Origin of the sequence: Bdellovibrio sp. HCB2-146, assembly GCF_047345725.1 — a bacterium.
In the GTDB taxonomy this organism is placed as follows: domain Bacteria; phylum Bdellovibrionota; class Bdellovibrionia; order Bdellovibrionales; family Bdellovibrionaceae; genus Bdellovibrio.
This window is the reverse complement of sequence record NZ_JBLEQP010000001.1, coordinates 1510215-1535226: the sequence shown is the minus strand read 5'-3', so window position 1 is coordinate 1535226 and position 25012 is coordinate 1510215. Positions and strand designations below refer to the sequence as shown.

Genomic DNA, 25012 nt, shown 5'->3' with positions numbered 1-25012 from the left:
GATGAGCTTTTTACTTAACGAATGGATTTTCATTCCCGCTTTTGGTATCTGCATCTTTGTCATCGTCCTGATGTGGTCTGATAAAACAATCGGATGGTTGCACAAAAGAAGTTTAGGGCAAAAGGCAGAAGTCATTCGCTTGATGCGTTTGATGGGAATGGACGTTGACGAGAAAAAAGTCACGATCCTCATTCTGCTGATGAGCTTTGGTTTGGGAGCATTGGCATTCCTTGCGCTCTGGCCAAGTGTTGTCATGGGTCTTATCTTTGGCGCTTCACTCACAATCGCGGGTTGGCAGTTGCCACTTCTTATCATGAAGATGATGTATGAGCAGCGCTGCTCACGCTTTACAGATCAAATGGTCGATGGCCTTACCATTATGGCCAACGGTATTAAAGCTGGATCTAATCCACAAGAATCAATGAAGCGTGTTGTAGAAATCATGGGTGCACCGATCAGCCAAGAGTTCGCGCAAGTTCTTTACCAAATGCAAGTCGGTGACAGTTTTGAGAGTGCCCTGAATGACCTTGGAAACCGCATCCCACGTCCTGACGTGCAGATGTTTGTAACCTCGATCAATATCTTAAAAGAGACCGGTGGTAACTTGGCTGAAACTTTCGCGACCATAGTCACGGTCATCCGCGAACGCCAAAAGGTAGAGAAAAAAATTCAGGCTTTGACGGCACAAGGCCTCATGCAAGGTATTATCGTCACTCTTATTCCATTTATATTGATGGCTGTCTTTTTAGTCATCGATTCGAACTTTATCAAACCCATGTTCACCACAACCCTTGGTCTAGTGTTGCTCTTCGTGATGCTCACTCTTCAAATTATCGGTGGCGTCGTAATCAAAAAACTTGTTACTATTAAAGTGTAGTTCGTCAGTTTCTAAAGGGTTTCAGGGAAGAGGTACTCGTAATGAATAAAGCACTTTTGGCTTTCGCTTTTCTTTTTTCTGCCCAAGCGTTTGCTCTTGTGGATATGAAAAATGCCAACTACTCGAACACGTGGATTGATATGGACGTTCCAGGTGCGGGTTACGATCTGAAGATCGTTCGTACTTACAACAGTCGTTCACTTTTCAACGGTATGTTTGGTTTCGGTTGGTGTTCTGATTTCGAAACAAATATGGAAGTTACTGCAGAAGGTAACATCAAAGTCACAGAATGTGGTGGCGGTCTTGAGATCAGCTATTCTCCTCGTGAAATCACTCGTGCCGACGTTGATAAAACCATTAACGGCGTCATTGCAAAAATCAAAGCTGAAAAGAAAGTCGGTCAAACTCAAGCTTACTTTGATAACTTGAAGGCCCAACTACTTGAAGATGACAGTTTGCGTGCGAAATATGCTCGTCAATACGGTATGACTGTACCAATTCGCGAAGGCACGAAGTTCTATGCGAATGGAAAAGAAGTTGAATACTTCACTTTCAATAAAACTTACTACACACGTAACCTTCCAGACGGCAGCGCTCAACGCTACAGCCTGCAAGGAAAGTTGACTCATATCTATGATAAGAATAATAACTTCCTAAAATTTGAGTACGACAAAGACTCGATTGCAAAAATTGAAGATAATAACGGTCGTCGTTTGAGCTTTAAGTACTATCAAAACAAAAAAGTGAAATCGATTGTCGGTCCTAATGGATTAACTGCTGAATACAAATTCGCAAATCTTGATGACCTTTCAACGGTTAAAAATGCTTGGTTAAAAACTTATACTTACGAATACGACGAACTTCACAACTTAACCAAAGCTACTTGGCCGGATAAAACATTTATCTCCTTGAAGTACGATAAAAAAATGGACTGGGTTACAAGCTTTACAGATCGTGACAAATGCTTAGAGTCTTATAAGTACGAGTCTTCAACGAACGATCCAAAGAATCACTACTGGTCGACAATTAAGAAAGTCTGCGGCAAGGAAGTGATTGCCGATAACAGATACGAGTTCTGGCACAAACAACGTGATGACGGTCAATACTACCTCCAACGTGTTCTTACGAATGTGAACGGCAGCGTAACAGACATTTCTTATCATGAAGTGTTTGGCAAACCGACGTCGATCCGTCGTAACTCAGATCGTATTACTTACGAATATTTCCCAGATGGTCTTGTTAAAACCAAAGCCAGTGGCAATACACGTTTGACGTTTGCATATGATCAAGCCAGCCGTAAAGTCGCTTCTGTAGCAACTACGGTGTTTGATGAAAAAGGCAAAAAAGTTGGTGACCGCAACACTCAGTTTAAGTACGACAGCAAGGGCAACCTCGTTTTCGCTCAAAACTCAGATGGTCAGAAAATATCTATGACTTATGATAACCGCGGCCGTATCGCAACGATCACAGATCAAGCGAAGAAAGTTGTGAAAATCGAATACGAAGAGCGCTATGGAAAACCATCCGTTGTCACTCGCCCAGGACTTGGTACTATCCAAGTGAGCTATAAACCAAGCGGTGAGATCAACAAGGTCGACAGTAAGGAAGGCCCTTCAGTCGCGATGCAAGTTGCTAGCACCTTTAATAATTTACTAGATATTATTTCCCCTGCTACGGCAGAGCTTTATCTTTAGGATTAGGAGAGAGCGTTTTATGAAAAAGATTTTTCTAGCGTTTTCAATTGTGATCGGATTCTCGTTTGCTTGGGCTCAACAGTCGGTGAATCCGGGCACTGAACCCAATGAAGCTCTCGTTCCTCAAGGTGGAAATGTAGCTGAGATGGGGTTTAAGAAGTGTACTGCCTGCGAAAAGAACAAGTTTAATGGTAGACTGCTCGACAACACCAATCCAAGCAAAGAAGCAACTGGTGCGGACGAGAACACATCGCCTGCAAATACGTCTGGCGCGACTCAATAGACTGTCTAGTTTCTTTACAATTCAATTACACAAAAAGGCCCTGTTTCGTCAGGGCCTTTTTTATTGCCTTCAAACTCCGCTAACCCCTTGAAATGACGTCTGGCACGTCTCATTTTGAAACGCTTTTCCTGGCATATCCGCTGCACTAGAGATCTGTAAGAAGATTATTTCTTACCCAAGGAGAGCACTATGAAAACTTTTGTTAAATTGATGGCTGTAGCAACTGTAATGGTATCAACGTCAGCAGCATTCGCGACTGTTGGTTCATTGAGTAAAGGTATGAATGCAACAACTACAGTTTGCAAAGACAAAGTAAACGCAGGTCGCTTCGCAGATACAAGCGGTCAAACATTCGCTTCTGCTAAGACAGATACAGCACCTGTTAAAGGCACTAAAGTAATTCGCTAGTACTTAGAATTAAATTGTAAGGAAAAAGGAGAAGGCCCATCCCCCCAGGCTTTCTCCTTTTTTATTTTATCGCACAGCTTTTTCGGAAGCGCCTTCTTGGAATCCATCCACCGTACTGACTACGCCCTCTTTCACCTTCGTTCCGAGGTTACGAATCGCCATGGCGCCACCAGCAGCGACACTTTGAATGTATTGAGACACAGTTGATTTGCGCAACCAATGAAATGAGTAAGCTTCGATAGAGGCTCCGCCCACTTTCACTTGCATCAAAACAACGAGCAAGGCTGTGAAAAGGAAGCATTTCAAAACAAACTTAAGTTCTTCCATGTGAAGATTCTCCTTGTTGCGGTAACACTTTTGAAAGTTCTTGAATAACTTGTTCGCGAGTAAATGGTTTTGTTAAGTACGAATCAAAACCTGCGTCGTGCGCTTGCTGAATAAGTTCCACGTTGTCGACAGTGGAGCAGCCAATGATTTTTACTTCAGGATGAAGTTCTTTGATCGCGCGCGCCGTCTCAAGACCATTGCGCACGGGCATGACCATATCTAAAAAGATCACGTCAGGCAGAGTTTCTTGCACCAAGCGAATGGCTTCTTCGCCATTCCCGGCTTCACCGACGCAAACGCAACCCTGACTGTTCAGAATGTTCTTAATTAATTCCCTTAAAAAGGGTGCATCATCGGCAATAGCAAAACGCACTTTCATACAATCAGTATAGAGAGTGCGTTCACCTTTGATGAGAGGATTTTAGTGACCCCAACGATAGCCTAGTGAAAAGCCATAGAAAGTGTCAGTTACACTGACATTGTTAGGCGTTGTACCTGTTCTTGGGTCTGGGAGTCCCGCTGCTCCGTCAAAGACATCGCGCTCCGAGCTGATTCCTAAATTCCAGATTAATTGATTTTCGCGGTCGAATTTCCACTCGCCACCCAAATCAAGACCCACACGGGAAACTTCTGACAAGGATCCAGAGTTAATTGCAACGCCTGTTTCTGACTCGTCATGCTGCAATCGCGGATAGAAACTTCCACCGATCGCCCATGCATAGTTCACAGACGTTGGCAGACGCGCCTTAATACCGACACCAAAGCCGTTTGATTTCAAACGCGCACGTGACGTATTATCGCTCGGAACTGTCATTTTATTTTCAGACATTAAGATTGAGAACTCGAGTGAATTCGACTTACGAGACATTCCAAAGAACCTACGGAAATTCAGCCCCAAATCCATGGCTTCATATTTTGCACTGACGCGCGAAGAATCCATGATCGAATCAACATCCGCCGCAAACGAAAACAGGATCTGACCGCTGACGCCAATAAGAGGAGTCAACCATACGTTTGCACGAACCTTCATGGCGTTAAAGAAACTTTGGTAATCACGAAACGAATAGTTCGAAGAAGAATCGTTATACATCACAACCGGAGCGACTTCGATCTCCAGGCGGTTGTTGCGAATGTCATCTTCATGAATTTGTTCTTTATAGAACTCATAAACCTTGTTCGCGCCGTCATTGAACAGGCTTTGCGCTTGGGTCGAAAGTCCAGGTTCGGCAACTTCTTTCTTTTCTTCCAATGCTGTAGGAGCTCCCGGGGACGCGACAGCTGAAACGGCTTCTTTAGTTTGAATTGCCGGTGTCGGCGAAGGTGCTGGCGTCGCAACTTCAACTGCTGGCGCCTCGACAGGCTCAGCTGATTTTTTCGTACGCTTTGGGAGTTCCGCGGGCTTTACATCCTCAACTGCCTTATTCATTTCCTCAGCTGAAACGGTTTTTACTTCAATACTCTCATCAGACGAGGGCTTTCTGCCTTTGGCTTTCGCATTTGATGACTGACGAACTTCGTACCGACCGGTAGAGAAGCCCTCCAGACTAGACTGCGCAAATCCGTGAGAGACAAAAAAACTAAGTCCTAAAAAAATAGAAAGACGCTGACTGAATTTCATGATTTTTATTTCGGCTCTCGGTCCGAATTACTTGATGTCAAATTGACGGGAATTATGACTGAAGGCAGAATTATTTTATGAAGACATTTCCTCTCAGTATTTCCATCCTGATGTCCTGCCTCATTTCGATCTCTTCGTCGGTTTTTGCCCAGACAAATGCCCAGAACACTTACGTGAGTGCTGTGGACCAAGATCTAGCGATTAAATCGATCGTTTTAGTACCGACTACGGATAACGTCGGTGGAATTTATTCGCGCCCGGTGGAAGAAGAGCTTCGTCAACTTCTCAACGACGATAAGCAATGGTCGCTTACGGAAATGCCAAAGGATCTGAAAGTTAAATCAGAGATCTTAGATGAGAACCCTGCTGACGTTCAAAAAATTCTGAAGGCCGGCAACAGCGAGGCCGCTCTCACTTCAAAAATTTTGCGAGGACCAAAAGGTCTTTCGATTACTCTGACACTTTTCGTGGGCCGTGATGGATTGCCACTGGTGCAAGAGTCACTCACAGACTATAAAGGCTTTGACCTCTCTGAAGTCAAAAGCGAAGTCAGAAAATTATTTGAGAACATCAAATATAAAATGCCTTTCCGCGCCAGCATCCTGAGCCGTCGCGGGCAGCAAGTGACATTGAATCTGGGCAGTAATTATGGACTCAAACCAGATAGCCGCGTTTCCATCGTGCAAATCATCAAGGTCAATCGTCATCCGAAATTGCATTTCATGGTCAGCACAGAAAAAGAAGTTTTAGGTCGTGTGAAACTTTTTAAAGTCGAACCGTACTTAAGCTTCGGTTACGTTGAAATGGAAAAAGAACCCGGCGTGATTGCCGTTGGATCAAAAGTTCTCCCCGATGAATTCGTAAAATACGCAACACCGGTCGTGACTCCATCTGGAAAAGTTCTTCAAGATATCAGCACACGTCCCGACAAAGAAGTCGCGTTCGGCGAAGATCCACAAGAGTGGCTGCCGGAATCAAATCCGCAGTACGGTAAAGTGCAGTTACTGGCGGGACTTTCGCAATACAAACAAAATGCCGACCTCGACACAGTGGGATCAGTTAGCGGCAGCAACAACATGGCACCGAACCTGATGGTGCGTGGTGAATTGTGGCTGAACCCTGAATGGTTCATGGGAGCCGTCCTCAGACAATCCGTATTCTCAGTCGACAATGACCTGACGGGCTCGTCGCCGGGAAGTCTTAACATGTCGATGGCTCAATACGGAGTCAGTGTTGGTTATAATTTCCTTCTTACCAATGAGTTCTTTGGGCCGAAGTTGCAATTCACTGGTGGCTATCAAAGTACAACGTTCAACGTTGATTCCAGCACACCAACAGCATTCACAAAAATGCAGTACGGTGGTTTGCTTTTAGGACTTGCTGGACAATTCCCAGTCTCTGAGGAAGTCCCTGTGGATATCGGCGCAAAGTTTGATTTGTATTTCAATCCAAGCTTAAGCGAATCAGGAAAAACGAGCGGTTCATCTTCAAAAAGCAAAATCAATTCGTTTGGATTTTTCGTCGACTACAGAATGCAAAAACGCTTCAAGATTCACGGCGAATTGTTGTTTGAATACTACGATTCCGATTTTAGCGGAACGGGGACCCGAGAAAATTCCGCAACAACTATCAGCCACAAAATGACAACCCTCTTCGGCGGCGTCGAATACTCCTTCTAGGAGGTACGCCGTACTTTTTTGGCGCGCACAGCATTAAGTCAGACATAAAAAAAGCCCGGGTCTCCCCAGGCTTTTTCTATCCGCCATAGCTTCAGCGACGGCGGATAGCTTTGAATGTAGGATCCGCCTTCGCAAGAGCTTCGGCGGATGTAATCCGGCTTTGCCGAGATTACATCATGCCGCCCATACCACCCATGCCGCCCATATCGTGGCCGCCTGGAGCTGGCATTGCAGTTTCTTTCTTAGGTGCTTCAGCGATCATAGTCTCTGTAGTAAGCATCAAAGAAGAAACAGACGCTGCGTTTGTAAGAGCGCAACGAACAACTTTAACTGGATCGATAACACCGTCTTTGATTAGGTCAGTGTATTCGTCAGAGTATGCGTTGAAACCCCATGCAACAGATTTGTTTTGAAGGATACGATCCAAAACGATCGCGCCATCAAGACCTGCGTTTGTAGAAATTTGACGAATTGGCTCTTCGCAAGCACGTTTGATGATCATCGCGCCGAATGCCTCTTCTTCAGAGAATTTAGTTTTATCAACTTTTTGAGAAGCGCGAAGCAAAGCAGTACCACCACCAGCTACGATACCTTCTTCAACAGCTGCGCGAGTCGCGTTCAAAGCGTCTTCTACGCGGTGTTTTTTCTCTTTCATTTCAACTTCTGAAGGAGCACCAACGTGGATAACAGCTACGCCGCCAGCCAATTTAGCCAAACGCTCTTTCAATTTTTCTTTGTCGTAGTCAGAAGAAGTTTCTTCGATTTGACCTTTGATAGCAGAAACACGACCTGTGATGTCCGCTTTTTTACCAGCGCCATCGATGATTGTTGTGTTGTCTTTGTCTACTACGATACGTTTCGCGATACCCAAGTCAGCAACAGTTGCTTGCTCAAGTTTGCGACCGATATCTTCAGAGATCACTTTCGCGCCAGTCAAGATCGCGATGTCTTCAAGCATAGCTTTACGGCGGTCACCGAAGCCAGGAGCTTTAACAGCACAGATGTGAAGAGTGCCGCGAAGTTTATTAACAACTAGAGTTGCCAATGCTTCACCTTCAACGTCTTCAGCGATGATCAACAATTGACGACCTTGCTTAGCAACGCCTTCAAGGATACCGATCATATCTTTCATTGAAGAGATTTTTTTGTCGTAAACAAGAACGTAAGCATTCTCAAGAACTGCTTCCATTCTTTCTGCGTTAGTTACGAAGTATGGAGAAAGGTAACCGCGGTCGAATTGCATACCTTCTACAACTGTCACTTCAGTTTTAGCAGTTTTAGATTCTTCGATAGTGATAACGCCTTCTTTGCCGACTTTATCCATCGCATCTGCCAACATTTGACCGATTTCTTTATCGTTGTTTGCAGAGATTGCACCAACTTGTGCAACTTCGTTAGAACCTTTTACTGGTTTCGCCATTGATTTCAATTCGTCGATAACGATAGCTACTGCTTTGTCGATACCGCGTTTGATTGACATTGGGTTGTGACCTGCAGAAACAAGTTTAGCACCTTCGCGGTAGATCGCTTGAGCTAGAACCGTTGCAGTTGTAGTACCGTCACCAGCTTCGTCATTGGTTTTAGAAGCAACTTCTTTAACCATTTGCGCGCCCATGTTTTCGAATTTGTTTTCAAGTTCGATTTCTTTCGCAACAGTCACGCCGTCTTTAGTGATCAAAGGTGAACCGAAAGATTTATCGATAACTACGTTGCGACCTTTTGGTCCCAAAGTTACTTTTACAGCGTTAGCAAGAGTGTTCACACCTTTAAGGATGTGGCCACGAGCGTCTTCTGAGAATACTAATACTTTAGACATAATTTACTCCGTTTAGATTTTATTAAAATTTGAAATCTACTCCGACAAAGTCGGGAGTGAAAACCAGCCTCCGACAAAGTCGAAGCGCCAGCCAGCTAGTTAAATACGCCCAAGATGTCTTCTTCGCGCATCATCAAATACTCAGCACCTTCGAGTTTCAACTCAGTGCCTGCGTATTTGCTGAAAAGAACTTTGTCGCCAACTTTAACTTCCAAAGGAAGTACTTTACCGTCTTCAGTGATACGGCCTTTACCAGTAGCGATGATTTCACCTTTTTGAGGTTTTTCTTTAGCTGTGTCTGGGATGAAAAGTCCGCCAGCAGTTTTTTCTTCCTCTGCCATTCTGCGAACCAAAATTCTGTCGTGAAGAGGGCGAACGCCGATTTCGTTCTTAGCCATACAAAAGCCTCCATTAGCTTATTTTTTAATCTAGTGGAGGTAATATGAATCGCCCTGTGTATATGTCAAGTTAGGTAGGGGGAATTTTTCTTTTGACGCGATGATTATTTCAGAAATTTCAGGAGTTTACTTTAGTTCTTTAGGAAGGTTATTGGCACTCGTCGGAAGGTCCGATTGATGCGCCCCAAATACCGAGTTTGCGTAAGCAGTCATCAGCTCTGCCACTTCTTCTGGACTCAGTTTTCCAGCCACTTCTTGGAATGCGGCCTTTTTATCTTGGACCTTTGTGAGATACCCAACGAAGTAGTCGGTAACGGACAGATCCTTAGCCAATTCAAGATCATACTGCTCGGCGCGAAGAGTTCTTTCGAGCTTTTCAGTGACAGGGCTTTTGCCTTCGATCTGTGTTTTCGAACGCATGGCTAGGTTCGGATCGGTTTTCTTATCTAATTGCGCCTTAACGGAGTTTACGCGCAGTGAAGCCTGAGTGACCTTCTCGGTTTTCCACTCACGATAGCTTTTCACTCCCACCCCTGCGTGCGCTGACATAGAAATCAGCAAAGCAAAAGCGAGCATGGGCAGATGCTTAAAGAACTGGGACATTAGGGCCTCCGACAGACGTACTTTTAAATTCAGCAGCCATCAATACAAGGCCCGTGCCCGGCCTAAATATGACCCATTTGCAATATAGTCGATCTGGCAAACCCTTAGGGGCCCAATTGTGTTACTATGAGACGCATTTGGCTTTACAGCTAAACTTTACAAACCACTCGCGATTTTCGCCTAAGTAACTACTAAGGCAGAAACTTTCATAGTAATACTTCGCCTTCTCTTATTATGAAGGAGCTTTCCTATGATGAAATATGCAGTGGCATTCTTGGTTTTTGCAACAGCTCAATTCGCATTCGCAAACCACGCGACTCTTTGCACTCGTCCTTATTCAAACGATATCTTCACAACAGATTTGCGTCTGGCAGTTAGCAAAGAAGTCAACGGCGACAAATATCTTTGGATTGATGCACACATCCCATACGGCATTCGCCCACTTCCATACAAAGTAGAAAAACTGTCTTGCACAGATTCCACTCTGACAATTGCAGCCAAATCTGAAAGCAATGGTGTTGCTGTTGATTTTAAATTTACAAAATCAGGTAACAGCTCTGTTCAACCAGGAACAATTTCTTACGTAGATCTTGACGGCGATGCGGGCGCGCAATTTCAAATGAACTGCACAGTTCAAGCTATTGAAAATTTCTGTTCAGCACTCTAATTTTCACTTTTCCTCGAAACAAAAACTCAAATGGGTAGCACGAGCTACCCATTTTTTTTGGTTCTTCGCAACCCATGAGCAATGACTGAGTTATAAGTTTGTATTATTATTTCCGTAATTTAGATCAGTAACGAAGGGCTTCTTGTTCTTTGTCTGTCGCCAGAAAAAAGGCAAAAAAAAACCCCTGGATTGCTCCAAGGGCTTAAATTTCACAACTAATAATAGTTGGCTCAGAAGGAGGGACTCGAACCCCCGACCCAGCGGTTAACAGCCGCTTGCTCTACCGACTGAGCTACTTCTGAACTCGGTGAAGGGCCAAATTAAAGCTTTGGGCTTTTCTTGTCAAACAGATTTCCTACTGGGCCTGCTGTCTCTCCAAAGCCTTAACCAGCATAGGAGAGCTGAATGACATGCCCTTAACTCGGAACAGCGCCTTACCCGGGATTTGCTCCATAATAACTGAGGTCTTATCGGAGCTTGTCGCTCCCATACGTTGGACAAATTTGGCTTCATTAATATCTGTCGCCGAAACAGCCCCCATCATGATTTCGCAAAGCGCGCTGATATCTGCTGGGGCGGTTAGAGTTTTTAAAACTTCGCCTGAGTCTGAATAGATATCGATCTTCTCTGTTCCTTTTGGACACCACGCATACGGGCGATAATCGCTGCCGATTAAAACAGCCAAGGCACTGTCGGGATCCATAGTTTTACGCTCAAAATCAGGCGAGCGGAGCTCTTTAATAGAATAAACGACGACCCCAAAGGCGATTGCCATCATAGCGACTTTAAAAAAGAAGGATGTTTTCATGGAAAATATCTTCGCCGCTTGGACTGTGAAGTAAAAGCAGGAATTTTGTATGCGTCGCGTTGTGTTTTGGGGAAAAATAAAGGGAAAAAATGGTGCACTCGAGAGGATTCGAACCTCTGACCACTTGATTCGTAGTCAAGTACTCTATCCAGCTGAGCTACGAGTGCACTGTGAAAGAGACGTATAGATAGTCTGCGGCCAGGGAAAAATCAAGCATTCTTGCTAATTTTACAAAAAGAGTCGGGTCAAATCCTTGATTAAAGGCCCCCGCTATGGCAGTTTGAATCCTTCAGTCGTTAAGACTCGGCCGCGGAGAGGTGGGTGAGTGGCTGAAACCAAGCGTTTGCTAAACGCTCGTACACTCAAAAGGTGTACCGCGGGTTCAAATCCCGCTCTCTCCGCCATTTGTGCCTATAAAATCCCCATCACAGTATGTTAAAGAAACGCCCAGACTGGGTATTAGTCAAAAGCTTAGGCATCTCCGTCGCTATTTAAAACGAATAACGCGCACCCTTCCCGGAACGACCTTTGCTGTTAAACCTCGCGTGTTTGAAAAACCCTAACCTCGAGGCTCATATGAAACGTCTTTTTCTTTCGACTCTTTTAACTGTGATCTCTAGCCAAGCTTTTGCTGGTAGTATCTTTTTTCAATCAGGTTATATTTATAAAGCCCCCTATCAAGAGGGCGTGGGAACAGCCACTCTCATGATGACGGGAAGTCCTGAGTACGTTGTTATCGCAACAGACTCAAACCACTGTACCGTAACCCACTGCTATGCAGCTGCGATCAAATCTGATCTTTACTCAATGCCTTTGCGTCTAGTGAAGTCTTCAGAAACAGAAACATCTGTTACTTACAAAGCAGAAGTGCTTCCATTAACTGAAGCAGGAGAAAGACGTCTTGGTTCATGGGGCAAAGAAGCTCGTGACGAGATGGACGTCACCGTGACAGCGGAACTCACTAGAGAAAACAACATGGGTGGGACGCCGACAAGTCAGACTCCGCGAGTGATCACAATGAAAGTGAACGGTCGCACATACACATTGCATTTCTCTTCGAGACTTTAAAAACAAAAGGCCGCTTCATCGAGCGGCCTTTTTTATTTGGAAAATCTTTTCCATTCATAGGGACTTGTTTCTGTTCAGATCTTTTTTACGAACTGAATAGCACCTGGGTATTGAGTGCTCGTAACGAACTCCCAACCTTGTTTGCGATAAAAGGCAATTGCCCGCTCATTGGTTTCTGTCACATTCAAATGAACCTCAAAAACTCCATTGTTCGAAAAGAATTCGATGATAGCTCTTTCCAATATTTGAGCCCCACCTTGTCCGCGAAATTGAGGTCGCAGGTAAATAGAACTGATAAGCCCTGTGCCGTTCTCACGGATAGTAGCTTCACAGATGCCAACCAAATCATTGCCTGCCTTTAAATGCAAGAGAGCGGCAGTAGAAAGTCCGTTCCATTTTTTGAGTCTGTGATAATACTTTTCACCCCAAGGTCCAATGAACTGCTCATAATCGGCAGTTGATCTCTGGCTCTCGATAAAAATATCGCGCATGCATTCAAGGTAGAATTCGAAATACCGATCCAAGTTGTACTTCTCAACACTCAATCGCGAGTCTATTTCGTTCTTCAAGAAACTCCGCGCATGTGCAACATCCTTAAAACGATTTACCGCCGATGATTCCGTCGCAATTTCAATAAAACGTAACAACAAGGGATCGACCTCCTGCGACTCTGGGAGCAGCTGAAATTTTCGTCCGGCCATTTGAAATTTCTTAATAAAATCCAAACCGAAAAGAAGCTGAAATGTCGCAACCCCAATCGAATACAAATCTAACTGAGGTGTCAGAACAGTATCAGGCGGAATATGTTGCGATAACGAGCCTATTTGATGCGGAACAAAGCTTCCAACCTCAACCGCTCTGCCAAAGTCAGAAAGAAAAACCTTTATACCCTTTGCATCGTCCAAACGAATATTTTCAAGCTTAATATCAGCATGAACGAACCCCGAAAGGTGAACGCTTTCTAAACAATCAAGTAACGGCATAAGAATGTCGAAGAGAACTTCTTGAGAAGAAACCTTTCCCACAAGTTCAAGCAGATCTTTTTCAATAAACGGATAAACCAAAAAATCCTGACCTGAGATTTCACATGTGTCCAACAGAGGCACGACGCGCTTGATGGCGCCGGCTTTTTTATGAAAATTTATTTCGTTTAGAAAATGCTCTCGAGAAGTTTCGCTATCTAAAGACGACTTCAGAAAATATTTCTTCCCAGAACTTTCCGCAGTGCAAACGCTTGAGAATCGGAGTTCTCGCAATGGTGAGATACTTGAGTATTTAGTTTCCATTTTCCTCATACTGAACTCCCAGAAATTCGAAAACGAGATCGGATAAACTTGCAGTCTTGAGCTTATATAACAACGCACGAGATTCATCTGCTGACATTTGAGAAGGAATCTTGCGTGAACTTTGCACTACTACCTCTTTCGCAAATGACCTGTGCTTCGCCAAAGTATCTTCTGAAATCAAATCAAAAACTTCAGGAATTTTTACGGCATCCAGAAAAGCCTTTCGAAATTCATTCGAAAAGTTGTTCGCAGACTCAATGCTTTTACAATACTTGGTAAAACTATTCTCTTCACCTTGTTTGTAAGGAACTCGACAAAGCTCCTTAAATGCATAGTATTGATTTGTACTCATGAGGTCATAAGCAAGAATTAAATCAGCTGAAATGCAAAACCACTCTACCAGCACGATCAATTCATAAAGTTCATGATCACTGACTGGTAAATTGGAATAAATGTCCTTAAAGAATAAATGTGTATTCTCATGGTTGAACGTATAGAAAGGGATACGAATCTGGCCTTCATGAACTGAGTAAAATTTCTTACCAAGTTCACTTGAGTTGGTCCAAGGACAGAAGTTTCCAGTGTCGTCCTCAACAAATCGATAGGGCGTTTTTCCATAAGCAGCTTGACTGTTAATGTTGCGGTAAAGGGGAGAATTCATCATCAGACAAGAATGACCTGAAACCCAAAAATTATCTTGCGGCAGCTCTTCTCTTCTGGCTAAAGAAAGCAAGCGTAAGGCGCGTTTCTCTTCCTCTGTTTTGTCATCTTCTATCTTAAAAAAAGTCGATGAGGTTAGCGTCTGAAGAGTTTCAATTCCATCAATCCAAATCGAAGTCCCCATGGGGTGTCTTAATGCGTTTTGCGTATCCGACATCAACTCGAGCCAATCGTTAAATAGCTGTGTTTCCATGGGGACTCCTCGATCTTCTTAAACTATGTATTACCGTAGGGTACAAAGCGTGAGCTCAATGCATTCACAAGATCTTTCTGCTCGACAAGTTGGTCTGCTCTGAGTGAGTTTCCGTATGGAACGAATCGCGCAGACGAGCTTTGTGCTTCCTTAGCTAACTTTTGAAGTTGCGCCTTATCTTTCAACATGGAATCCAGCTTTTGTAGATTCAATACTGCTTTGTTCCCCTTTATCGAAACAGCGCCTTCACTGATCAAAATCGAAATCTCGGCAGCAGAGATATTTTGTAAACGGCCCTCAGATACCACGACTTCATTTGCTGACGCCATTTGGCCATAAAGATTCGCTACGATTAAAAGACCCATGATCGTTTTCTTATTCATTTTGTTCTCCTTTATTGAACAGTTCCTTGCCGTTCGCATAAAGCAGAGTCCGTGCCGGACTTAAAAAGAAATAGGTTCGTTTTGGGGCTTTAAAGCATCGATTTGTCCGATTTTAAGGACAGTAGTCCGAGATTGAAGAGGTGCTCTGGAAATAAAAAAGGCCGCTCGATGGCGGCCTTTTTTGGGTATTAATAAAGCTTTGAAAGCTCCATGGAGTATTTGCCTGGGGCGTATTCGCTCATGCGCTTTTCATACAAGCCTTGGAAGAATTTGTCCTTCACTGCGTAGTTTGCGTAAGGATAGATGGCAATACCCCCGCGCGGAGTGAACTCCCCAATCACCTCGATGTATTTTGGTTTCATCAATTTCACCAAGTCATCGCAGATCGTTTGCACGCAGTCTTCGTGGAAGTCGCCGTGGTTTCGGAAACTGAAAAGATATAATTTCAAAGATTTTGATTCGACCATTTTTTTATCAGCGATGTAGTTGATAAAGATTTTGGCGAAGTCAGGTTGGCGAGTTTTCGGGCACAAAGAAGTAAACTCGGTACAAACAAAAGTTGTCCAAGCGATCTTGCCGGGGTTTTTGTTGTCGAAAGCTTCCAAAATTTCCGGAGCGTAGGTTTCAGGATATTTGGTTTCGTTTTCGCCAAGGGCGAAATTCTTTAGTTCTTTTGCGTCTCTGCCAGTTTTTTTCATAAGGGAATCTTCTATCGAAGCCCCCCGAAAAGATCAAGATCCGACCCTATTTCTTTTTACGGCAAGGAAGTTTGTTCACGAGCTTAAAGCCAGCTTCCCACTCTGGGTGTAATGGATCTGGAGTGCGCTCCCGGATGTCATTCCTGTCAAAACGAGCACTAAAGGGTTTGTCCTTGGCTCTCATCTCGGCTATCTCTTTCGCCGTTTTCGTGCTTTGTAGCAGGCCTCGGTTTTTCTCAAGAGGTGATAAAATTTTCCCGTTCACCGTGACGGCCTTATCCATAAAGATCTGAGAAACCTCTTCCAGGTCTTCATCCATGTCCAAGGTGATTTCGCCGTTCACACCTTTAACTTTCACAACACGGAGTTTGCCAGGTTTGGCAATAACACCGTTCACTTCATATTCCCCACAACCGGAAAATTCATTGCTGTCACTCGCATAAGAAAGGCTCGTGCTAATGCATATCCACACTGCCAACACAGTTTTCCACAGTTTCATTTTATCAATCCACATTCGGTGCACCAGAGTAACGTGCAAGCCAGTAGGCATACAGGTAATCGACTCCGGTAAGTTCGAGGTTTTTTGCATGATTCGCGCGATAAATAAACGCCGAATCTTTCCAAACAAAATTACTATCAAACGCATTCATTTCAAAAACGGGATAGCTCACCAAACCCTGATAGAAATACTCAACCGGAGGTTCAGGTTTATTCACAGCCTTCCAGAACAAACGTGGAATCGGTGACAAACACCAGTCAGGGTTCAAAGAATGATCAATCGACACGTCGACATTCGGGCGCGGATAAGGAATTTCTCTTAAGCCCCAAGGCATTCTTGCCATCGCCGCGATAAAACGGCTGTCGTCCTTAAATTCATTGCGATAGTTATCACCGCGCACACCGTGACGATAAGCAAACGTATAAGCTGCAATCGTGAGAAGATGTCTTTGAGCAGGTTCATAAGTGACCCATGAGTCCATCAAACGTTCGCGCATGACATCTCGAGCTTTTGTATTTCCCAGAAGATCCGCGATTACGATGTCATTGATGTCGCCAACCATACTGAGGTTAATTCCGCTCCAGTCAGCCGTGCCCCGCCAATAGAAACTACTATCCCAACTCATCTCGATTTTCTTTTTCAGAGTCGAATAATAAGAGTCATAATCTTCGCGCGCTTTTTGATCGTGAGCAATCAAAGCCGCAAGTCCCAAGGCTGCGGGTTTGTTCTGAGATTTTTCGCGCACGACATTCAAATGGATCAACGCTTTGGCATTCGTTTCAAGCTGCGCCCAAAGTTCCTTGTCTGCTTTAGGCAAAACTTGGCTGGCCCACAGGAATCCGTGCGTAATTCCACGAAGCATATCGTTGTTTCCGCCCTCCATGTAAATGAAATTCGCATACTTGCCCCGGCCTTGCTTCCAACGGTCGGGGATTGGATCGCCTGCACGATATGGCATCACAGTTCTTGCAAACTCCTTTGGATCTCCGGTGATTTCCATCATTGCGAAAAGACCTTTTAGAGTACGACGTACATTGTTTAAAGCTTCCACATCTTTTGTCACTTTGTAGCGCATGGCTTGCGACGCCAGATACATCCCCGTCCACAGACCCGAATCTCCGTCAGCAGAATAACTGACAAATTTCCCGTTATCATCAAGCAAAGCATAGGACAAAATTCCCGCATCGTTGATGTGATGTTGGGGGGTATTTTTATCAAAGCCTTTTGCTTTGTCTTCAAGTGAAGGCGAGTATGCATTTCGTTTCGCGACCGATTCCGTAATACTGATATCGTCCGTAATTTTATTTACTAGGCGAATCGTATCTTTGTTTTCGCGATAAAACTGAAAGTCAGTGGGATCAAAAATAATGGTCGGGCGTTCGTCTTTAAACTCGGGACGACTTTTGAAAGATTTTACGTACGGGTCTTTATCGAAACCAATATCTTTTTTTGCTAAATTAATTGCCGCTCTTACTATGATGGGAATGTTTTTTCCTTTAGCATCAAGGCTCTGTCTTTGATTCATCCAGAGGGGGGCGGCTTCCAGATCTCTTCTGGTTGTGATCCACTCTGTGTAGCTTGAAGATTTTTTATCGCTAAACTGAGTTGCCAGTCCCTTGTTAGAAGGAATAAAGCGCGTGTTTACGGTTAAAGGCGCAGCGAACTCACTTGCCGCACGTTTTTGTGTTCCTAAACGAGTGATAAAATCTGCTTGCTTAAGTTCGTAGGTGATTGTGAGTGAGTCGGCTGTTGCAACAGCTTTTCCTGTCCAAACTTCTTGGATTTTCAGGCCATCGAAAAATGAATTGATGTAAGTAACAATACGAACAACATCAAATGTTCCATCGTGTGATTTACGCAGTTCAATTTCACCATTGTAGGGACCGCGAGAAGAACTTGTTCCTTGTACAAACCAAATGCCTTCCATCCCGCCCGTAGCTTGAAGAGAAGCAATGTCCCGCGGAATTTGTTTTTCAGGATGAGCACATCCGAAGAAAAATAAAACGCACAATAAAGACAGGGAAAGTGAAAAAATTCTCATTCTTTCATTTTCCCTGACTTAAGGGTTGAACTGGAGTCCTGATCTGAGAACTCAGACCTTAGTAGGGAACCTTATCGGTTTTAGCTGTCCACTCTTTGAAAACATTGAGTGCTTCTGAGTGCCCACATTGAATCATAGGAATTTTGCGGTCTTTGATGTCTTTTGGAATCTCTTGATAAAGGAAATCATCATCGAACTGAATGTCAGCAGCATCCTTGCGAGTGTTTCCGTAATAAATTTTATCGATACGGGCCCAGTAAATCGCCGCTAAGCACATCGGGCAAGGTTCACAACTTGTGTAGATTTCCGCACCCTCGAGGGAGAAATCCTTTATTTTAGAGCAAGCGTCACGAATAGCTGACACTTCGGCGTGTGCTGTAGGGTCATTTGAAGAAGTGACTTTGTTCCAACCTTCCCCAACAATTTTGCCGTCCTTTACGATGACAGCGCCAAAGGGCCCACCAGCCCCTGCTTGCATATTTTCTCTCGAGAGCTCAACGGCTCTCAGCATAAACTTCATTTCCATAGTTCGCATAAAATTAGGAGCCATAGAGCTTATAGTCAAGTGAGGGCTTATTCATTTTAGCAATGAACAAATTGTAAGAAGACTCTCGTCCTTGCCCCGTGACATTCTCACCACACTTTTTAGGAGGTTCTTAACTATGTCTTTCTTTTCCACTTTCAATTCTCAGCTTCTCCACTTGAACTCTCATAAATCGTATCTGATGGGTAAGAGCCTCGAGAAAAAGCAAGCTACCCTGGGGCCCTCCGGAGAACTCGTTATTCAAACCGGTACGCACACCGGTCGCTCGCCTGACGATAAGTTCGTGGTGATGAACTCTGTCAGCGAAAAGTCCATCTGGTGGGAAAACAATTTAAAATCGATTTCGCAAGATCAGTTTCACGCACTTCGCAAAGATGTTGAGGAATACCTCAGTTCTCAAGGCGAACTTTTCGCCACCGAGAGATCCATTGGAAACAGCGAACACTATGCGCTTAATATCGAGTTTGTCTCCGAAATGCCTTCAGCGGCATTTTTTACGCAATACATGTTTAAAAATCGCCAACCCAAAGCGCACGAAACTTATGGCATTTTGCACGCACCTCACATGAAAATTGATCCCAAAAAATATGGTCTTCGTAGTGGCACTGCGATTGTCACCTGCTTTAAAGAAAAATTAACTATCATCATAGGTACTTTGTACGCTGGTGAAATCAAAAAAAGCATGTTCTCGATTATGAATTTCATATTGCCGACCAAAGGTATTCTGCCTATGCACTCTGGTGCTAATCTGAATAGCAAAGGTCAGAGCTTTGTTTTCTTCGGACTCTCAGGAACAGGTAAGACGACTCTCTCGACCGATGTTGGCACTTTTTTAATTGGTGATGACGAGCATGGCCTCTCGGAAAAAGGTCTTTTTAATTTCGAGGGCGGCTGTTATGCAAAAACTTTTAAACTTGCCGCCGATACCGAACCTGGCATTCATAAGGCATCCACTCAGTTTTCATCTTTTTTAGAAAACGTCTCTGCTAATTACGAAAAAGGGACTATTGATTTCTTTGATTCTTCGTTTACAGAAAATGGTCGGGCAAGTTATCCGCTGGAGTTCATCGAGGACCGAGAGCCGTCAGGACAAGGTCCATTGCCACAACATATGTTCTTTCTTTCCGCCGATGCATTCGGAGTTTTGCCTCCGGTAGCCAAACTCACGCGTCAACAAGCTATGGATTTTTTTATTCTCGGTTACACTGCGAAACTTGCTGGCACAGAGATCGGCGTTAAAAGTCCGAAGGCGACATTCTCAACATGTTTTGGCGCTCCGTTTATGCTGCGCCACCCGCAAGACTACGCAAGCTTACTTTCCAAATACTTAGAAAAGTACAACATCAACGTGTGGATGGTAAATACAGGATGGACGGGCGGTCCATACGGAGTGGGCGAGCGTTTTCCAATTAAAACAACACGCGAAATTATTCGCGCAATCCAAAATCACGAGCTTGATGATGTTAAAATGGATAAAGATCCTATTTTTGGATTGCAAGTTCCTGCTAAGGTCCGCGACATCTCGGTTGATGTTTTAAATCCCGAAAAAGCCTGGGCTTCGGCTACAGAATACAAACAAGCTGCGCAGGCACTTGCGCAGCAGTTTCAAGAACAACTTAAAAAGCTTAAGACTTCTTCAGGCGAGACTTCACCCAAGGAACCAGCATCGGCAATATAGAAACGAAAATCACGCCGAAGATCACGATATGAAAATTTCTTTTCACCACTGGCAGGTTACCGAAGAAGTAGCCTGCTAGAATAAATGTGAAGACCCACGCAATAGCGCCGCCAATATTGTAGGCCACAAATTTGCGATAGCTCATTGAGCCGATACCCGCAACAAACGGAGCAAAAGTCCTCACGATTGGAGCAAAACGAGCCGCCACGATCGTGAATGCTCCCCACTGGTCATAGAAAGCACGAGTTTGATCGAGATATTCTTTTTTAAAGAAGCGGCTGTTCGATTCAAAAACTTTCGGGCCGAGATATTTACCGATGTGATAATTTACCGCATCACCTAAGATGCCTGCTATTGTGAGACTGATTAAGAGAACCCACACATTCAAACCATCCGGCACCGTGGCCAAGGCACCCAGTGCAAATAATAACGAGTCACCCGGTAAAAAGGGTGTAACCACCAATCCCGTTTCACAAAAGATCACCAGGAACATGATCACATAGATCCAAGGACCAAACATAGCCATCCACTCAACGAGATGCGCATCAAGGTGTAAGATAATATCAATGAGTTGTGTCATAGAGGCTGATCCTATTCGACCTGTTCTTTCACCGCAACAAGAACATCCATCCAGTGTTCTTTTAATTGATGACGAAGCCGGCCATCACGCAGTTGCTCATGATTAAATACCAAAATAGATTTCCCATTCGCGCGACCCACCACCCAGACTTGCAAAACAGATTTTTTCGTCCATTCCGGCTCTTGCCATGTCATGCGAATGCGATCGGGTGCTTTCATTGTACGAATTTCGCCGTAAGCTCCGGTTTCTGTTTCGAACGGTTCTCCGGGTTTTATTTTTACAGGTGAAAGCGGCTTTAACCAAATAGCCACTCCTTCGTTCGACACTAAAAACTTCCAAAGTTTTTTCGCGTCACACTTCAGTGTCTTAGTGGAGGTGAGCATATACTCACCCTTGGTGTTGCGCCCTTCAGCTCGACGCTGGATGTGAATTTCGTACGCAGTCGTCACGCCTTGTTGCCACCATGCTGTGAGTTTGTATTTCTTAGCTAAGAAAGCGACGATTTCTTGATGGGTTTGATTGCGCGCTCCGTTTTTATCTAATATCGCAATCCATTCGTCCCAATTTCTTCCAGTTCCTTTGACAACAGACTCTGCAGACACCCGGCCTATTTTGGTGATTTTGGGTTCAGATTTCTTTTTGCTCACTGCTTTTTTCGCCATAGATCATCATCACAGCCGCATTTATTTTCTCTGTCAAAATCATTTGCGCCGCCTCAATGCTGGGAAAAAGTCAGGCTCAGACTAGATCTATGTCAGAAAGTTGAATGAAAATTTCGTCTCAAGTGCGCGGTGACCGACTTGAGAACAAAATCAGACTAATAAATTCACGATGCGATTCGGGCCTATTAACTTTCGCTCCACTGTGTTCTACTTGCATTACAAGTCGTTCTCTCAGGTTCATTAGATTCCCTTTTGTCTTCTGCGAAATGGCCCCTAGCTTTTAAGGAGGCAAATATGGGAAAAAAACTTTACGTCGGTAACCTTTCATTTAACGTTGATTCAGAGCAATTGGCTCAAGCGTTTTCTGAGTATGGAACTGTTGATTCTGCAAATGTCATCACGGATCGCGAAACAGGCCGTAGCAAGGGTTTTGCTTTTGTTGAGATGTCATCTGAAAACGAAGCTCAGACAGCACTGCAAAAATTAAATGGTGCAGAGCTTTCGGGTCGCGCATTGAATGTTTCCGAAGCAAAACCACAAGCCCCTCGCGAAGGTGGCGGCGCTCGTCGCAGTGGTGGATTTGGTTCGCGTCGTTCTTATTAGTTTTTATTTGTTAGTTGTTGTTCGCTGCGAGCCGACCCCTCAATAGGGTCGGCTTTCCGCGTTCTTAAGAAGAAGATTTAAATATTTTATAAGGAGTCCTCATGGCAAAAGATGATCTGGTTCAGGTCGAAGGAAAAGTTGCTGACCTTACAGGCGGTGGAATTTATTTCGTTACTCTTGAAAATGGTCTTCCTATTAAAGCGCGCCTTTGCGGTAAAATGAAACGCTTCAACATCAAAGTCGTCGTCGGAGACCGCGTGACCGTGGGTGTTTCACCTTACGATCCTACTCATGGCCTTATCACACACAGGCACAAAATTTAGTGAAAGATCCAAAAACAATTTGTCGAAACATGAATCATGGTAAAATAAATCCAGCTGTCAGATTCTGTCCTAATTGCGGAGAGAAACTGACATCTGCCATATCTAACGTATGCAACGAAACAAAACACCAAGAACGCCGAAAAAATCGGGATCTGTTTTGTGTCGATTGCGGGAAAAGCCTGAAGGTGTAGTTCTTCGGTTCCTCTTAAATTCCGTCAGCTCTGCGTGTAACCTTGATTGAGATTCTGTTATTCGAGCATTCGACTATCAAATCTCAGAAAGGTCTTTTCATGGAGCCAACTCCCAATTTCGTCAGTGAGTGCAATTTAAAGACACAAAACGTCTTGTTCGCAAACCACCTCCGCACTCATAAAGAAGAAATTATCGAGCGTTGGCTGCAATCGGTTCTAAAAGAAGTTCCGCCTTCCAACAGAAATACCATTCCCGTGGTCATTGACTCTCTTGGAGTTTTTCTTGATGAGCTTGCCAATGAGCTTAGCCATGACGAACCCTCAGTAGAATATTTAACAGAGAGGGCTATGTCGACAATCCATGGTGGCGAGCGCGCATCTTTGGAGGGATATTTCATTCCCCAACTTCTAAAAGAATTCAGTCTTTTGCGTGAAATACTCAGTGATGAAATTAAACAACACGGTTTTTTTCAGTTCGAGGTTCGAGACTTCACGGATAAAGCGATTGACCACATTGTTTCAGCATCAACTTCAGAGTTTGTGGCTGTTCAAAACGAACAGCTCAGGAAAGCCCTGCAAGCGGCAGAACGCAGCAACTCTGAGCTTGAACAATTCGCTGCCATTGCAGCTCACGATTTAAAATCTCCTCTAGCCACAATTTATTCTTATCTGGATTTGTTAGAAGAAGAGAATCAGAATAGTCTGAGTCCTGACGCCAACAAGCTGATTCAAACCATGAAGCAAACTTCAACCCGCATGCTCAGTTTGATTGATCGCTTGCTTGAATACTCCCATATTTCTCAGTCGGATCACTCAATGACCAATGTCGATTTAAACGAAGTGATGGCCTCCGTTCTGCAAAACCTTGCCGAAACAATCGAACGCGAGAATGCGCAAATCGAATTTAATGAGCTCCCCACTGTCTACGGTGACGCTGCCCTTTTAGGGCAGGTATTTCAGAATCTCATCGCCAATGCCATTAAGTTCCGTGGAGAAAATCCCCCGCACATCACCATCACAGCGAGCGAACGAACGAACGATTGGCTTTTCGCTATCCAAGATAACGGGATCGGATTCGATCCAAAAGAAAAAGAATCCATTTTTGCCCTCTACAAAAAACTTCACGGTAAAAATGAGTTTCAAGGTGCCGGCATTGGGCTTGCGACCTGTAGAAAGGTCGTCGAACTTCACGGTGGCAAGATTTGGGCAGATTCCGAAATCGGAAAAGGCTCAACTTTTTATTTTTCAATAGGGAAGAAAAAGTAGTTATTGAATAATAACCGCATGCTTGATTCGTTCGGAAATAAACTTATTAATTTCTTTTTGGAACTTTTCCTTCTCATTTGCCGGAATAGATTCAAAAACGCCGGTCCAATAAGAAGAATTTTTAACATGATCCCGAATAATTTTATCGGCCCGACGAACAACCTCGAGTCCTTCTGGAGTTTTCGAGCACGCCAGGTACTGAACCATTGCCGGTTCAACATCCGAAAACGGAATACTTACAAGATCAGAAAATCGCGGCTGTCCTTCTTTAAAAGACTTTGCGATAAAAGCATATTCGATCGTGTAATCAGCACGTTTCGTTTCAATCATATTGAACGTGTTCGGACTGAACATTTCCGCTAGCACGACACGCAGATGGTGAGGTGTTGACGCTAGAATTTTATCTATCGTCGGCCCGTAAGATCGGCCCTCTCCAATAATTCCTCTCAGATTTTTATTGAGCAAAATCTCTTTAAGATTGATCGATTTTTTTCCATTGTCGGTTAGAAGATCCGCCATTTCTTTTTTTACAATCAGTCGCGGTGACGGTTGCACATACTGAGGCGTGAGATAAGAAAACTCTTTGCGACGCTCGGCTTCCGAACTTCCTGGGAAACAAACCAGTCTTTTGTTTTTTAGTTCTTTTTCAATCCGAGGCATCGTAGCCGAAATCATGCTGTGGTGATGATCGCTTAATTCGCGGTAGTACATCCGAAAGAGTTCATGACGATTGGTCACCAGACTGTTTTGAACCGTTGGAACTTTGTCGCCTAAACTAGAAAATGCCCAGACAATTGTAGGCGCATTTATATCCAAACGGTTGTGTGTATCCGCGTGGGTTTTAAGAAAAAGAAAAACTAAAACGAAAACCGTGAAGAGTTGTTTCATGAGGCTAAAAACATTGTCGATTATTTAAGAAACAATGCCAAAGAAATTAGAAACCCGTCTGGTTTTATAAAATTTAAATTTAAGAGATTTATAAGAAGAAGGCCGAAGAGCCTAAAATGGCGGAGAGTGAGGGATTCGAACCCTCGAGCCCCGCGAAGGGCTGCCAGTTTTCAAGACTGGTGTATTCAACCACTCTACCAACTCTCCGTCG

General features: G+C 44.1%; 28 protein-coding genes and 4 tRNA genes. 12 read left to right on the top strand and 20 right to left on the bottom strand.

Going from position 1 to position 25012, the window contains the following annotated elements; genetic code table 11:
- The first annotated feature begins 1 nt into the window (after position 1).
- The 4 genes from ACLWOR_RS07555 to ACLWOR_RS07540 all read left to right on the top strand — a co-directional run bounded on the left by ACLWOR_RS07555 (position 2) and on the right by ACLWOR_RS07540 (position 3262).
- A complete protein-coding gene (locus ACLWOR_RS07555; protein ID WP_413940088.1) occupies positions 2 to 877 on the top strand; it encodes a type II secretion system F family protein in 876 nt (291 codons plus the stop codon).
- Between the two features lie 41 nt (positions 878 to 918).
- Positions 919 to 2571: a DUF6531 domain-containing protein gene (locus ACLWOR_RS07550; RefSeq protein ID WP_413940087.1), complete on the top strand. Its 1653-nt coding sequence runs from the start codon at positions 919 to 921 to the stop codon at positions 2569 to 2571.
- 19 nt (positions 2572 to 2590) lie between these two features.
- Positions 2591 to 2854, top strand: a complete 264-nt coding sequence (locus tag ACLWOR_RS07545) for a hypothetical protein (RefSeq protein WP_413940086.1) — start codon at positions 2591 to 2593, stop codon at positions 2852 to 2854.
- A gap of 189 nt (positions 2855 to 3043) precedes the next feature.
- On the top strand, positions 3044 to 3262 hold the full coding sequence (locus ACLWOR_RS07540) for a hypothetical protein (RefSeq protein ID WP_413940085.1): 219 nt from the start codon (positions 3044 to 3046) through the stop codon (positions 3260 to 3262).
- A gap of 66 nt (positions 3263 to 3328) precedes the next feature.
- Here the strand turns inward: ACLWOR_RS07540 and ACLWOR_RS07535 are convergent, their stop codons facing one another.
- From ACLWOR_RS07535 to ACLWOR_RS07525, 3 genes are read right to left on the bottom strand one after another with little or no spacing between them, the layout of a single operon-like run.
- Positions 3329 to 3589 (bottom strand): hypothetical protein, encoded by a 261-nt coding sequence (locus tag ACLWOR_RS07535; protein ID WP_413940084.1) that lies wholly within the window; start codon positions 3587 to 3589, stop codon positions 3329 to 3331.
- Positions 3576 to 3968, bottom strand: coding sequence for a response regulator (locus tag ACLWOR_RS07530; protein ID WP_413940083.1), 393 nt, complete (start codon positions 3966 to 3968; stop codon positions 3576 to 3578). Before ACLWOR_RS07530 ends, ACLWOR_RS07535 begins: the two co-directional genes overlap by 14 nt.
- 42 nt (positions 3969 to 4010) lie before the next feature.
- Complete coding sequence (locus ACLWOR_RS07525) at positions 4011 to 5207, bottom strand: hypothetical protein (RefSeq protein WP_413940082.1); 1197 nt, start codon at positions 5205 to 5207, stop codon at positions 4011 to 4013.
- A 77-nt stretch (positions 5208 to 5284) separates the two neighbouring features.
- On the opposite strand from ACLWOR_RS07525, the gene ACLWOR_RS07520 reads away from it, so the two are divergent.
- The gene (locus tag ACLWOR_RS07520) at positions 5285 to 6886 is read left to right on the top strand and encodes a hypothetical protein (protein ID WP_413940081.1); all 1602 of its coding nucleotides are present in this window, start codon (positions 5285 to 5287) and stop codon (positions 6884 to 6886) included.
- A gap of 169 nt (positions 6887 to 7055) precedes the next feature.
- On the opposite strand, the gene groL is transcribed toward ACLWOR_RS07520, so the two are convergent.
- From groL to ACLWOR_RS07505, 3 genes are all read right to left on the bottom strand, one after another.
- A complete protein-coding gene (groL, locus tag ACLWOR_RS07515; RefSeq protein WP_413940080.1) occupies positions 7056 to 8702 on the bottom strand; it encodes a chaperonin GroEL in 1647 nt (548 codons plus the stop codon).
- Positions 8703 to 8797: 95 nt separating this feature from the next.
- Positions 8798 to 9085 carry a co-chaperone GroES gene (gene groES / locus ACLWOR_RS07510; protein WP_331339357.1) on the bottom strand — a complete coding sequence of 96 codons (288 nt, stop codon included), beginning with the start codon at positions 9083 to 9085 and terminating at the stop codon, positions 8798 to 8800.
- A gap of 141 nt (positions 9086 to 9226) precedes the next feature.
- Positions 9227 to 9703 (bottom strand): hypothetical protein, encoded by a 477-nt coding sequence (locus tag ACLWOR_RS07505; protein ID WP_413940079.1) that lies wholly within the window; start codon positions 9701 to 9703, stop codon positions 9227 to 9229.
- 250 nt (positions 9704 to 9953) lie between these two features.
- Between ACLWOR_RS07505 and ACLWOR_RS07500 the strand changes: the two genes are divergently transcribed.
- A complete protein-coding gene (locus tag ACLWOR_RS07500; RefSeq protein ID WP_413940078.1) occupies positions 9954 to 10370 on the top strand; it encodes a hypothetical protein in 417 nt (138 codons plus the stop codon).
- A 226-nt stretch (positions 10371 to 10596) separates the two neighbouring features.
- Here the strand turns inward: ACLWOR_RS07500 and ACLWOR_RS07495 are convergent.
- The 3 genes from ACLWOR_RS07495 to ACLWOR_RS07485 all read right to left on the bottom strand — a co-directional run bounded on the left by ACLWOR_RS07495 (position 10597) and on the right by ACLWOR_RS07485 (position 11345).
- Positions 10597 to 10672 (bottom strand) — tRNA-Asn (locus tag ACLWOR_RS07495).
- 53 nt (positions 10673 to 10725) lie between these two features.
- Positions 10726 to 11178, bottom strand: a complete 453-nt coding sequence (locus tag ACLWOR_RS07490) for a hypothetical protein (RefSeq protein WP_413940077.1) — start codon at positions 11176 to 11178, stop codon at positions 10726 to 10728.
- Between the two features lie 90 nt (positions 11179 to 11268).
- Positions 11269 to 11345 (bottom strand) — tRNA-Arg (locus tag ACLWOR_RS07485).
- Positions 11346 to 11489: 144 nt separating this feature from the next.
- Between ACLWOR_RS07485 and ACLWOR_RS07480 the strand changes: the two genes are divergently transcribed.
- Positions 11490 to 11582: transfer RNA gene (locus tag ACLWOR_RS07480), tRNA-Ser, on the top strand.
- 172 nt (positions 11583 to 11754) lie between these two features.
- Positions 11755 to 12246 carry a hypothetical protein gene (locus ACLWOR_RS07475; RefSeq protein WP_413940076.1) on the top strand — a complete coding sequence of 164 codons (492 nt, stop codon included), beginning with the start codon at positions 11755 to 11757 and terminating at the stop codon, positions 12244 to 12246.
- Positions 12247 to 12320: 74 nt separating this feature from the next.
- Here the strand turns inward: ACLWOR_RS07475 and ACLWOR_RS07470 are convergent, their stop codons facing one another.
- The 7 genes from ACLWOR_RS07470 to ACLWOR_RS07440 all read right to left on the bottom strand — a co-directional run bounded on the left by ACLWOR_RS07470 (position 12321) and on the right by ACLWOR_RS07440 (position 18592).
- Entirely contained in the window at positions 12321 to 13541 is a 1221-nt protein-coding gene (locus ACLWOR_RS07470; protein ID WP_413940075.1) for an N-acetyltransferase, read from the bottom strand.
- On the bottom strand, positions 13522 to 14445 hold the full coding sequence (locus tag ACLWOR_RS07465; RefSeq protein ID WP_413940074.1) for a hypothetical protein: 924 nt from the start codon (positions 14443 to 14445) through the stop codon (positions 13522 to 13524). Before ACLWOR_RS07465 ends, ACLWOR_RS07470 begins: the two co-directional genes overlap by 20 nt.
- Positions 14446 to 14468: 23 nt before the next feature.
- Positions 14469 to 14828 carry a hypothetical protein gene (locus ACLWOR_RS07460; protein ID WP_413940073.1) on the bottom strand — a complete coding sequence of 120 codons (360 nt, stop codon included), beginning with the start codon at positions 14826 to 14828 and terminating at the stop codon, positions 14469 to 14471.
- A 188-nt stretch (positions 14829 to 15016) separates the two neighbouring features.
- On the bottom strand, positions 15017 to 15526 hold the full coding sequence (gene queF, locus ACLWOR_RS07455; RefSeq protein WP_413940072.1) for a preQ(1) synthase: 510 nt from the start codon (positions 15524 to 15526) through the stop codon (positions 15017 to 15019).
- Between the two features lie 46 nt (positions 15527 to 15572).
- Positions 15573 to 16025: a hypothetical protein gene (locus ACLWOR_RS07450; protein WP_413940071.1), complete on the bottom strand. Its 453-nt coding sequence runs from the start codon at positions 16023 to 16025 to the stop codon at positions 15573 to 15575.
- 4 nt (positions 16026 to 16029) lie between these two features.
- Positions 16030 to 18066, bottom strand: a complete 2037-nt coding sequence (locus ACLWOR_RS07445; protein WP_413940070.1) for a hypothetical protein — start codon at positions 18064 to 18066, stop codon at positions 16030 to 16032.
- Between the two features lie 58 nt (positions 18067 to 18124).
- The gene (locus ACLWOR_RS07440; protein ID WP_413940069.1) at positions 18125 to 18592 is read right to left on the bottom strand and encodes a nucleoside deaminase; all 468 of its coding nucleotides are present in this window, start codon (positions 18590 to 18592) and stop codon (positions 18125 to 18127) included.
- Between the two features lie 136 nt (positions 18593 to 18728).
- On the opposite strand from ACLWOR_RS07440, the gene ACLWOR_RS07435 reads away from it, so the two are divergent.
- Positions 18729 to 20288 (top strand): phosphoenolpyruvate carboxykinase, encoded by a 1560-nt coding sequence (locus ACLWOR_RS07435; protein ID WP_413940068.1) that lies wholly within the window; start codon positions 18729 to 18731, stop codon positions 20286 to 20288.
- On the opposite strand, the gene ACLWOR_RS07430 is transcribed toward ACLWOR_RS07435, so the two are convergent.
- The gene (locus ACLWOR_RS07430) at positions 20236 to 20868 is read right to left on the bottom strand and encodes a DedA family protein (protein WP_413940067.1); all 633 of its coding nucleotides are present in this window, start codon (positions 20866 to 20868) and stop codon (positions 20236 to 20238) included. The genes ACLWOR_RS07435 and ACLWOR_RS07430 overlap by 53 nt on opposite strands.
- 11 nt (positions 20869 to 20879) lie before the next feature.
- Positions 20880 to 21530 (bottom strand): SRPBCC domain-containing protein, encoded by a 651-nt coding sequence (locus ACLWOR_RS07425; protein ID WP_413940066.1) that lies wholly within the window; start codon positions 21528 to 21530, stop codon positions 20880 to 20882.
- 294 nt (positions 21531 to 21824) lie between these two features.
- Between ACLWOR_RS07425 and ACLWOR_RS07420 the strand changes: the two genes are divergently transcribed.
- The 3 genes from ACLWOR_RS07420 to ACLWOR_RS07410 all read left to right on the top strand — a co-directional run bounded on the left by ACLWOR_RS07420 (position 21825) and on the right by ACLWOR_RS07410 (position 23913).
- Positions 21825 to 22133 (top strand): RNA recognition motif domain-containing protein, encoded by a 309-nt coding sequence (locus tag ACLWOR_RS07420; RefSeq protein ID WP_413940065.1) that lies wholly within the window; start codon positions 21825 to 21827, stop codon positions 22131 to 22133.
- A gap of 101 nt (positions 22134 to 22234) precedes the next feature.
- Positions 22235 to 22456 carry a translation initiation factor IF-1 gene (gene infA / locus ACLWOR_RS07415; protein WP_413940064.1) on the top strand — a complete coding sequence of 74 codons (222 nt, stop codon included), beginning with the start codon at positions 22235 to 22237 and terminating at the stop codon, positions 22454 to 22456.
- Between the two features lie 290 nt (positions 22457 to 22746).
- Complete coding sequence (locus ACLWOR_RS07410; RefSeq protein ID WP_413940063.1) at positions 22747 to 23913, top strand: sensor histidine kinase; 1167 nt, start codon at positions 22747 to 22749, stop codon at positions 23911 to 23913.
- On the opposite strand, the gene ACLWOR_RS07405 is transcribed toward ACLWOR_RS07410, so the two are convergent.
- Together ACLWOR_RS07405 and ACLWOR_RS07400 are read right to left on the bottom strand one after the other, a co-directional pair.
- A complete protein-coding gene (locus ACLWOR_RS07405; RefSeq protein WP_413940062.1) occupies positions 23914 to 24801 on the bottom strand; it encodes a hypothetical protein in 888 nt (295 codons plus the stop codon).
- A 117-nt stretch (positions 24802 to 24918) separates the two neighbouring features.
- Positions 24919 to 25008, bottom strand: a tRNA-Ser gene (locus ACLWOR_RS07400).
- Between the last annotated feature and the right edge of the window lie 4 nt (positions 25009 to 25012).

Excerpts from the sequence above, each read along its gene's own strand:
- ACLWOR_RS07555 (WP_413940088.1), top strand. The coding sequence starts at position 2 with ATGAGCTTTTTACTTAACGAATGGATTTTCATTCCCGCTTTTGGTATC.
- ACLWOR_RS07550 (WP_413940087.1), top strand. The coding sequence starts at position 919 with ATGAATAAAGCACTTTTGGCTTTCGCTTTTCTTTTTTCTGCCCAAGCG.
- ACLWOR_RS07545 (WP_413940086.1), top strand. The coding sequence starts at position 2,591 with ATGAAAAAGATTTTTCTAGCGTTTTCAATTGTGATCGGATTCTCGTTT.
- ACLWOR_RS07540 (WP_413940085.1), top strand. The coding sequence starts at position 3,044 with ATGAAAACTTTTGTTAAATTGATGGCTGTAGCAACTGTAATGGTATCA.
- ACLWOR_RS07535 (WP_413940084.1), bottom strand. The coding sequence starts at position 3,589 with ATGGAAGAACTTAAGTTTGTTTTGAAATGCTTCCTTTTCACAGCCTTG.
- ACLWOR_RS07530 (WP_413940083.1), bottom strand. The coding sequence starts at position 3,968 with ATGAAAGTGCGTTTTGCTATTGCCGATGATGCACCCTTTTTAAGGGAA.
- ACLWOR_RS07525 (WP_413940082.1), bottom strand. The coding sequence starts at position 5,207 with ATGAAATTCAGTCAGCGTCTTTCTATTTTTTTAGGACTTAGTTTTTTT.
- ACLWOR_RS07520 (WP_413940081.1), top strand. The coding sequence starts at position 5,285 with ATGAAGACATTTCCTCTCAGTATTTCCATCCTGATGTCCTGCCTCATT.
- groL (WP_413940080.1), bottom strand. The coding sequence starts at position 8,702 with ATGTCTAAAGTATTAGTATTCTCAGAAGACGCTCGTGGCCACATCCTT.
- ACLWOR_RS07505 (WP_413940079.1), bottom strand. The coding sequence starts at position 9,703 with ATGTCCCAGTTCTTTAAGCATCTGCCCATGCTCGCTTTTGCTTTGCTG.
- ACLWOR_RS07500 (WP_413940078.1), top strand. The coding sequence starts at position 9,954 with ATGATGAAATATGCAGTGGCATTCTTGGTTTTTGCAACAGCTCAATTC.
- ACLWOR_RS07490 (WP_413940077.1), bottom strand. The coding sequence starts at position 11,178 with ATGAAAACATCCTTCTTTTTTAAAGTCGCTATGATGGCAATCGCCTTT.
- ACLWOR_RS07475 (WP_413940076.1), top strand. The coding sequence starts at position 11,755 with ATGAAACGTCTTTTTCTTTCGACTCTTTTAACTGTGATCTCTAGCCAA.
- ACLWOR_RS07470 (WP_413940075.1), bottom strand. The coding sequence starts at position 13,541 with ATGAGGAAAATGGAAACTAAATACTCAAGTATCTCACCATTGCGAGAA.
- ACLWOR_RS07465 (WP_413940074.1), bottom strand. The coding sequence starts at position 14,445 with ATGGAAACACAGCTATTTAACGATTGGCTCGAGTTGATGTCGGATACG.
- ACLWOR_RS07460 (WP_413940073.1), bottom strand. The coding sequence starts at position 14,828 with ATGAATAAGAAAACGATCATGGGTCTTTTAATCGTAGCGAATCTTTAT.
- queF (WP_413940072.1), bottom strand. The coding sequence starts at position 15,526 with ATGAAAAAAACTGGCAGAGACGCAAAAGAACTAAAGAATTTCGCCCTT.
- ACLWOR_RS07450 (WP_413940071.1), bottom strand. The coding sequence starts at position 16,025 with ATGAAACTGTGGAAAACTGTGTTGGCAGTGTGGATATGCATTAGCACG.
- ACLWOR_RS07445 (WP_413940070.1), bottom strand. The coding sequence starts at position 18,066 with ATGAGAATTTTTTCACTTTCCCTGTCTTTATTGTGCGTTTTATTTTTC.
- ACLWOR_RS07440 (WP_413940069.1), bottom strand. The coding sequence starts at position 18,592 with ATGGAAATGAAGTTTATGCTGAGAGCCGTTGAGCTCTCGAGAGAAAAT.
- ACLWOR_RS07435 (WP_413940068.1), top strand. The coding sequence starts at position 18,729 with ATGTCTTTCTTTTCCACTTTCAATTCTCAGCTTCTCCACTTGAACTCT.
- ACLWOR_RS07430 (WP_413940067.1), bottom strand. The coding sequence starts at position 20,868 with ATGACACAACTCATTGATATTATCTTACACCTTGATGCGCATCTCGTT.
- ACLWOR_RS07425 (WP_413940066.1), bottom strand. The coding sequence starts at position 21,530 with ATGGCGAAAAAAGCAGTGAGCAAAAAGAAATCTGAACCCAAAATCACC.
- ACLWOR_RS07420 (WP_413940065.1), top strand. The coding sequence starts at position 21,825 with ATGGGAAAAAAACTTTACGTCGGTAACCTTTCATTTAACGTTGATTCA.
- infA (WP_413940064.1), top strand. The coding sequence starts at position 22,235 with ATGGCAAAAGATGATCTGGTTCAGGTCGAAGGAAAAGTTGCTGACCTT.
- ACLWOR_RS07410 (WP_413940063.1), top strand. The coding sequence starts at position 22,747 with ATGGAGCCAACTCCCAATTTCGTCAGTGAGTGCAATTTAAAGACACAA.
- ACLWOR_RS07405 (WP_413940062.1), bottom strand. The coding sequence starts at position 24,801 with ATGAAACAACTCTTCACGGTTTTCGTTTTAGTTTTTCTTTTTCTTAAA.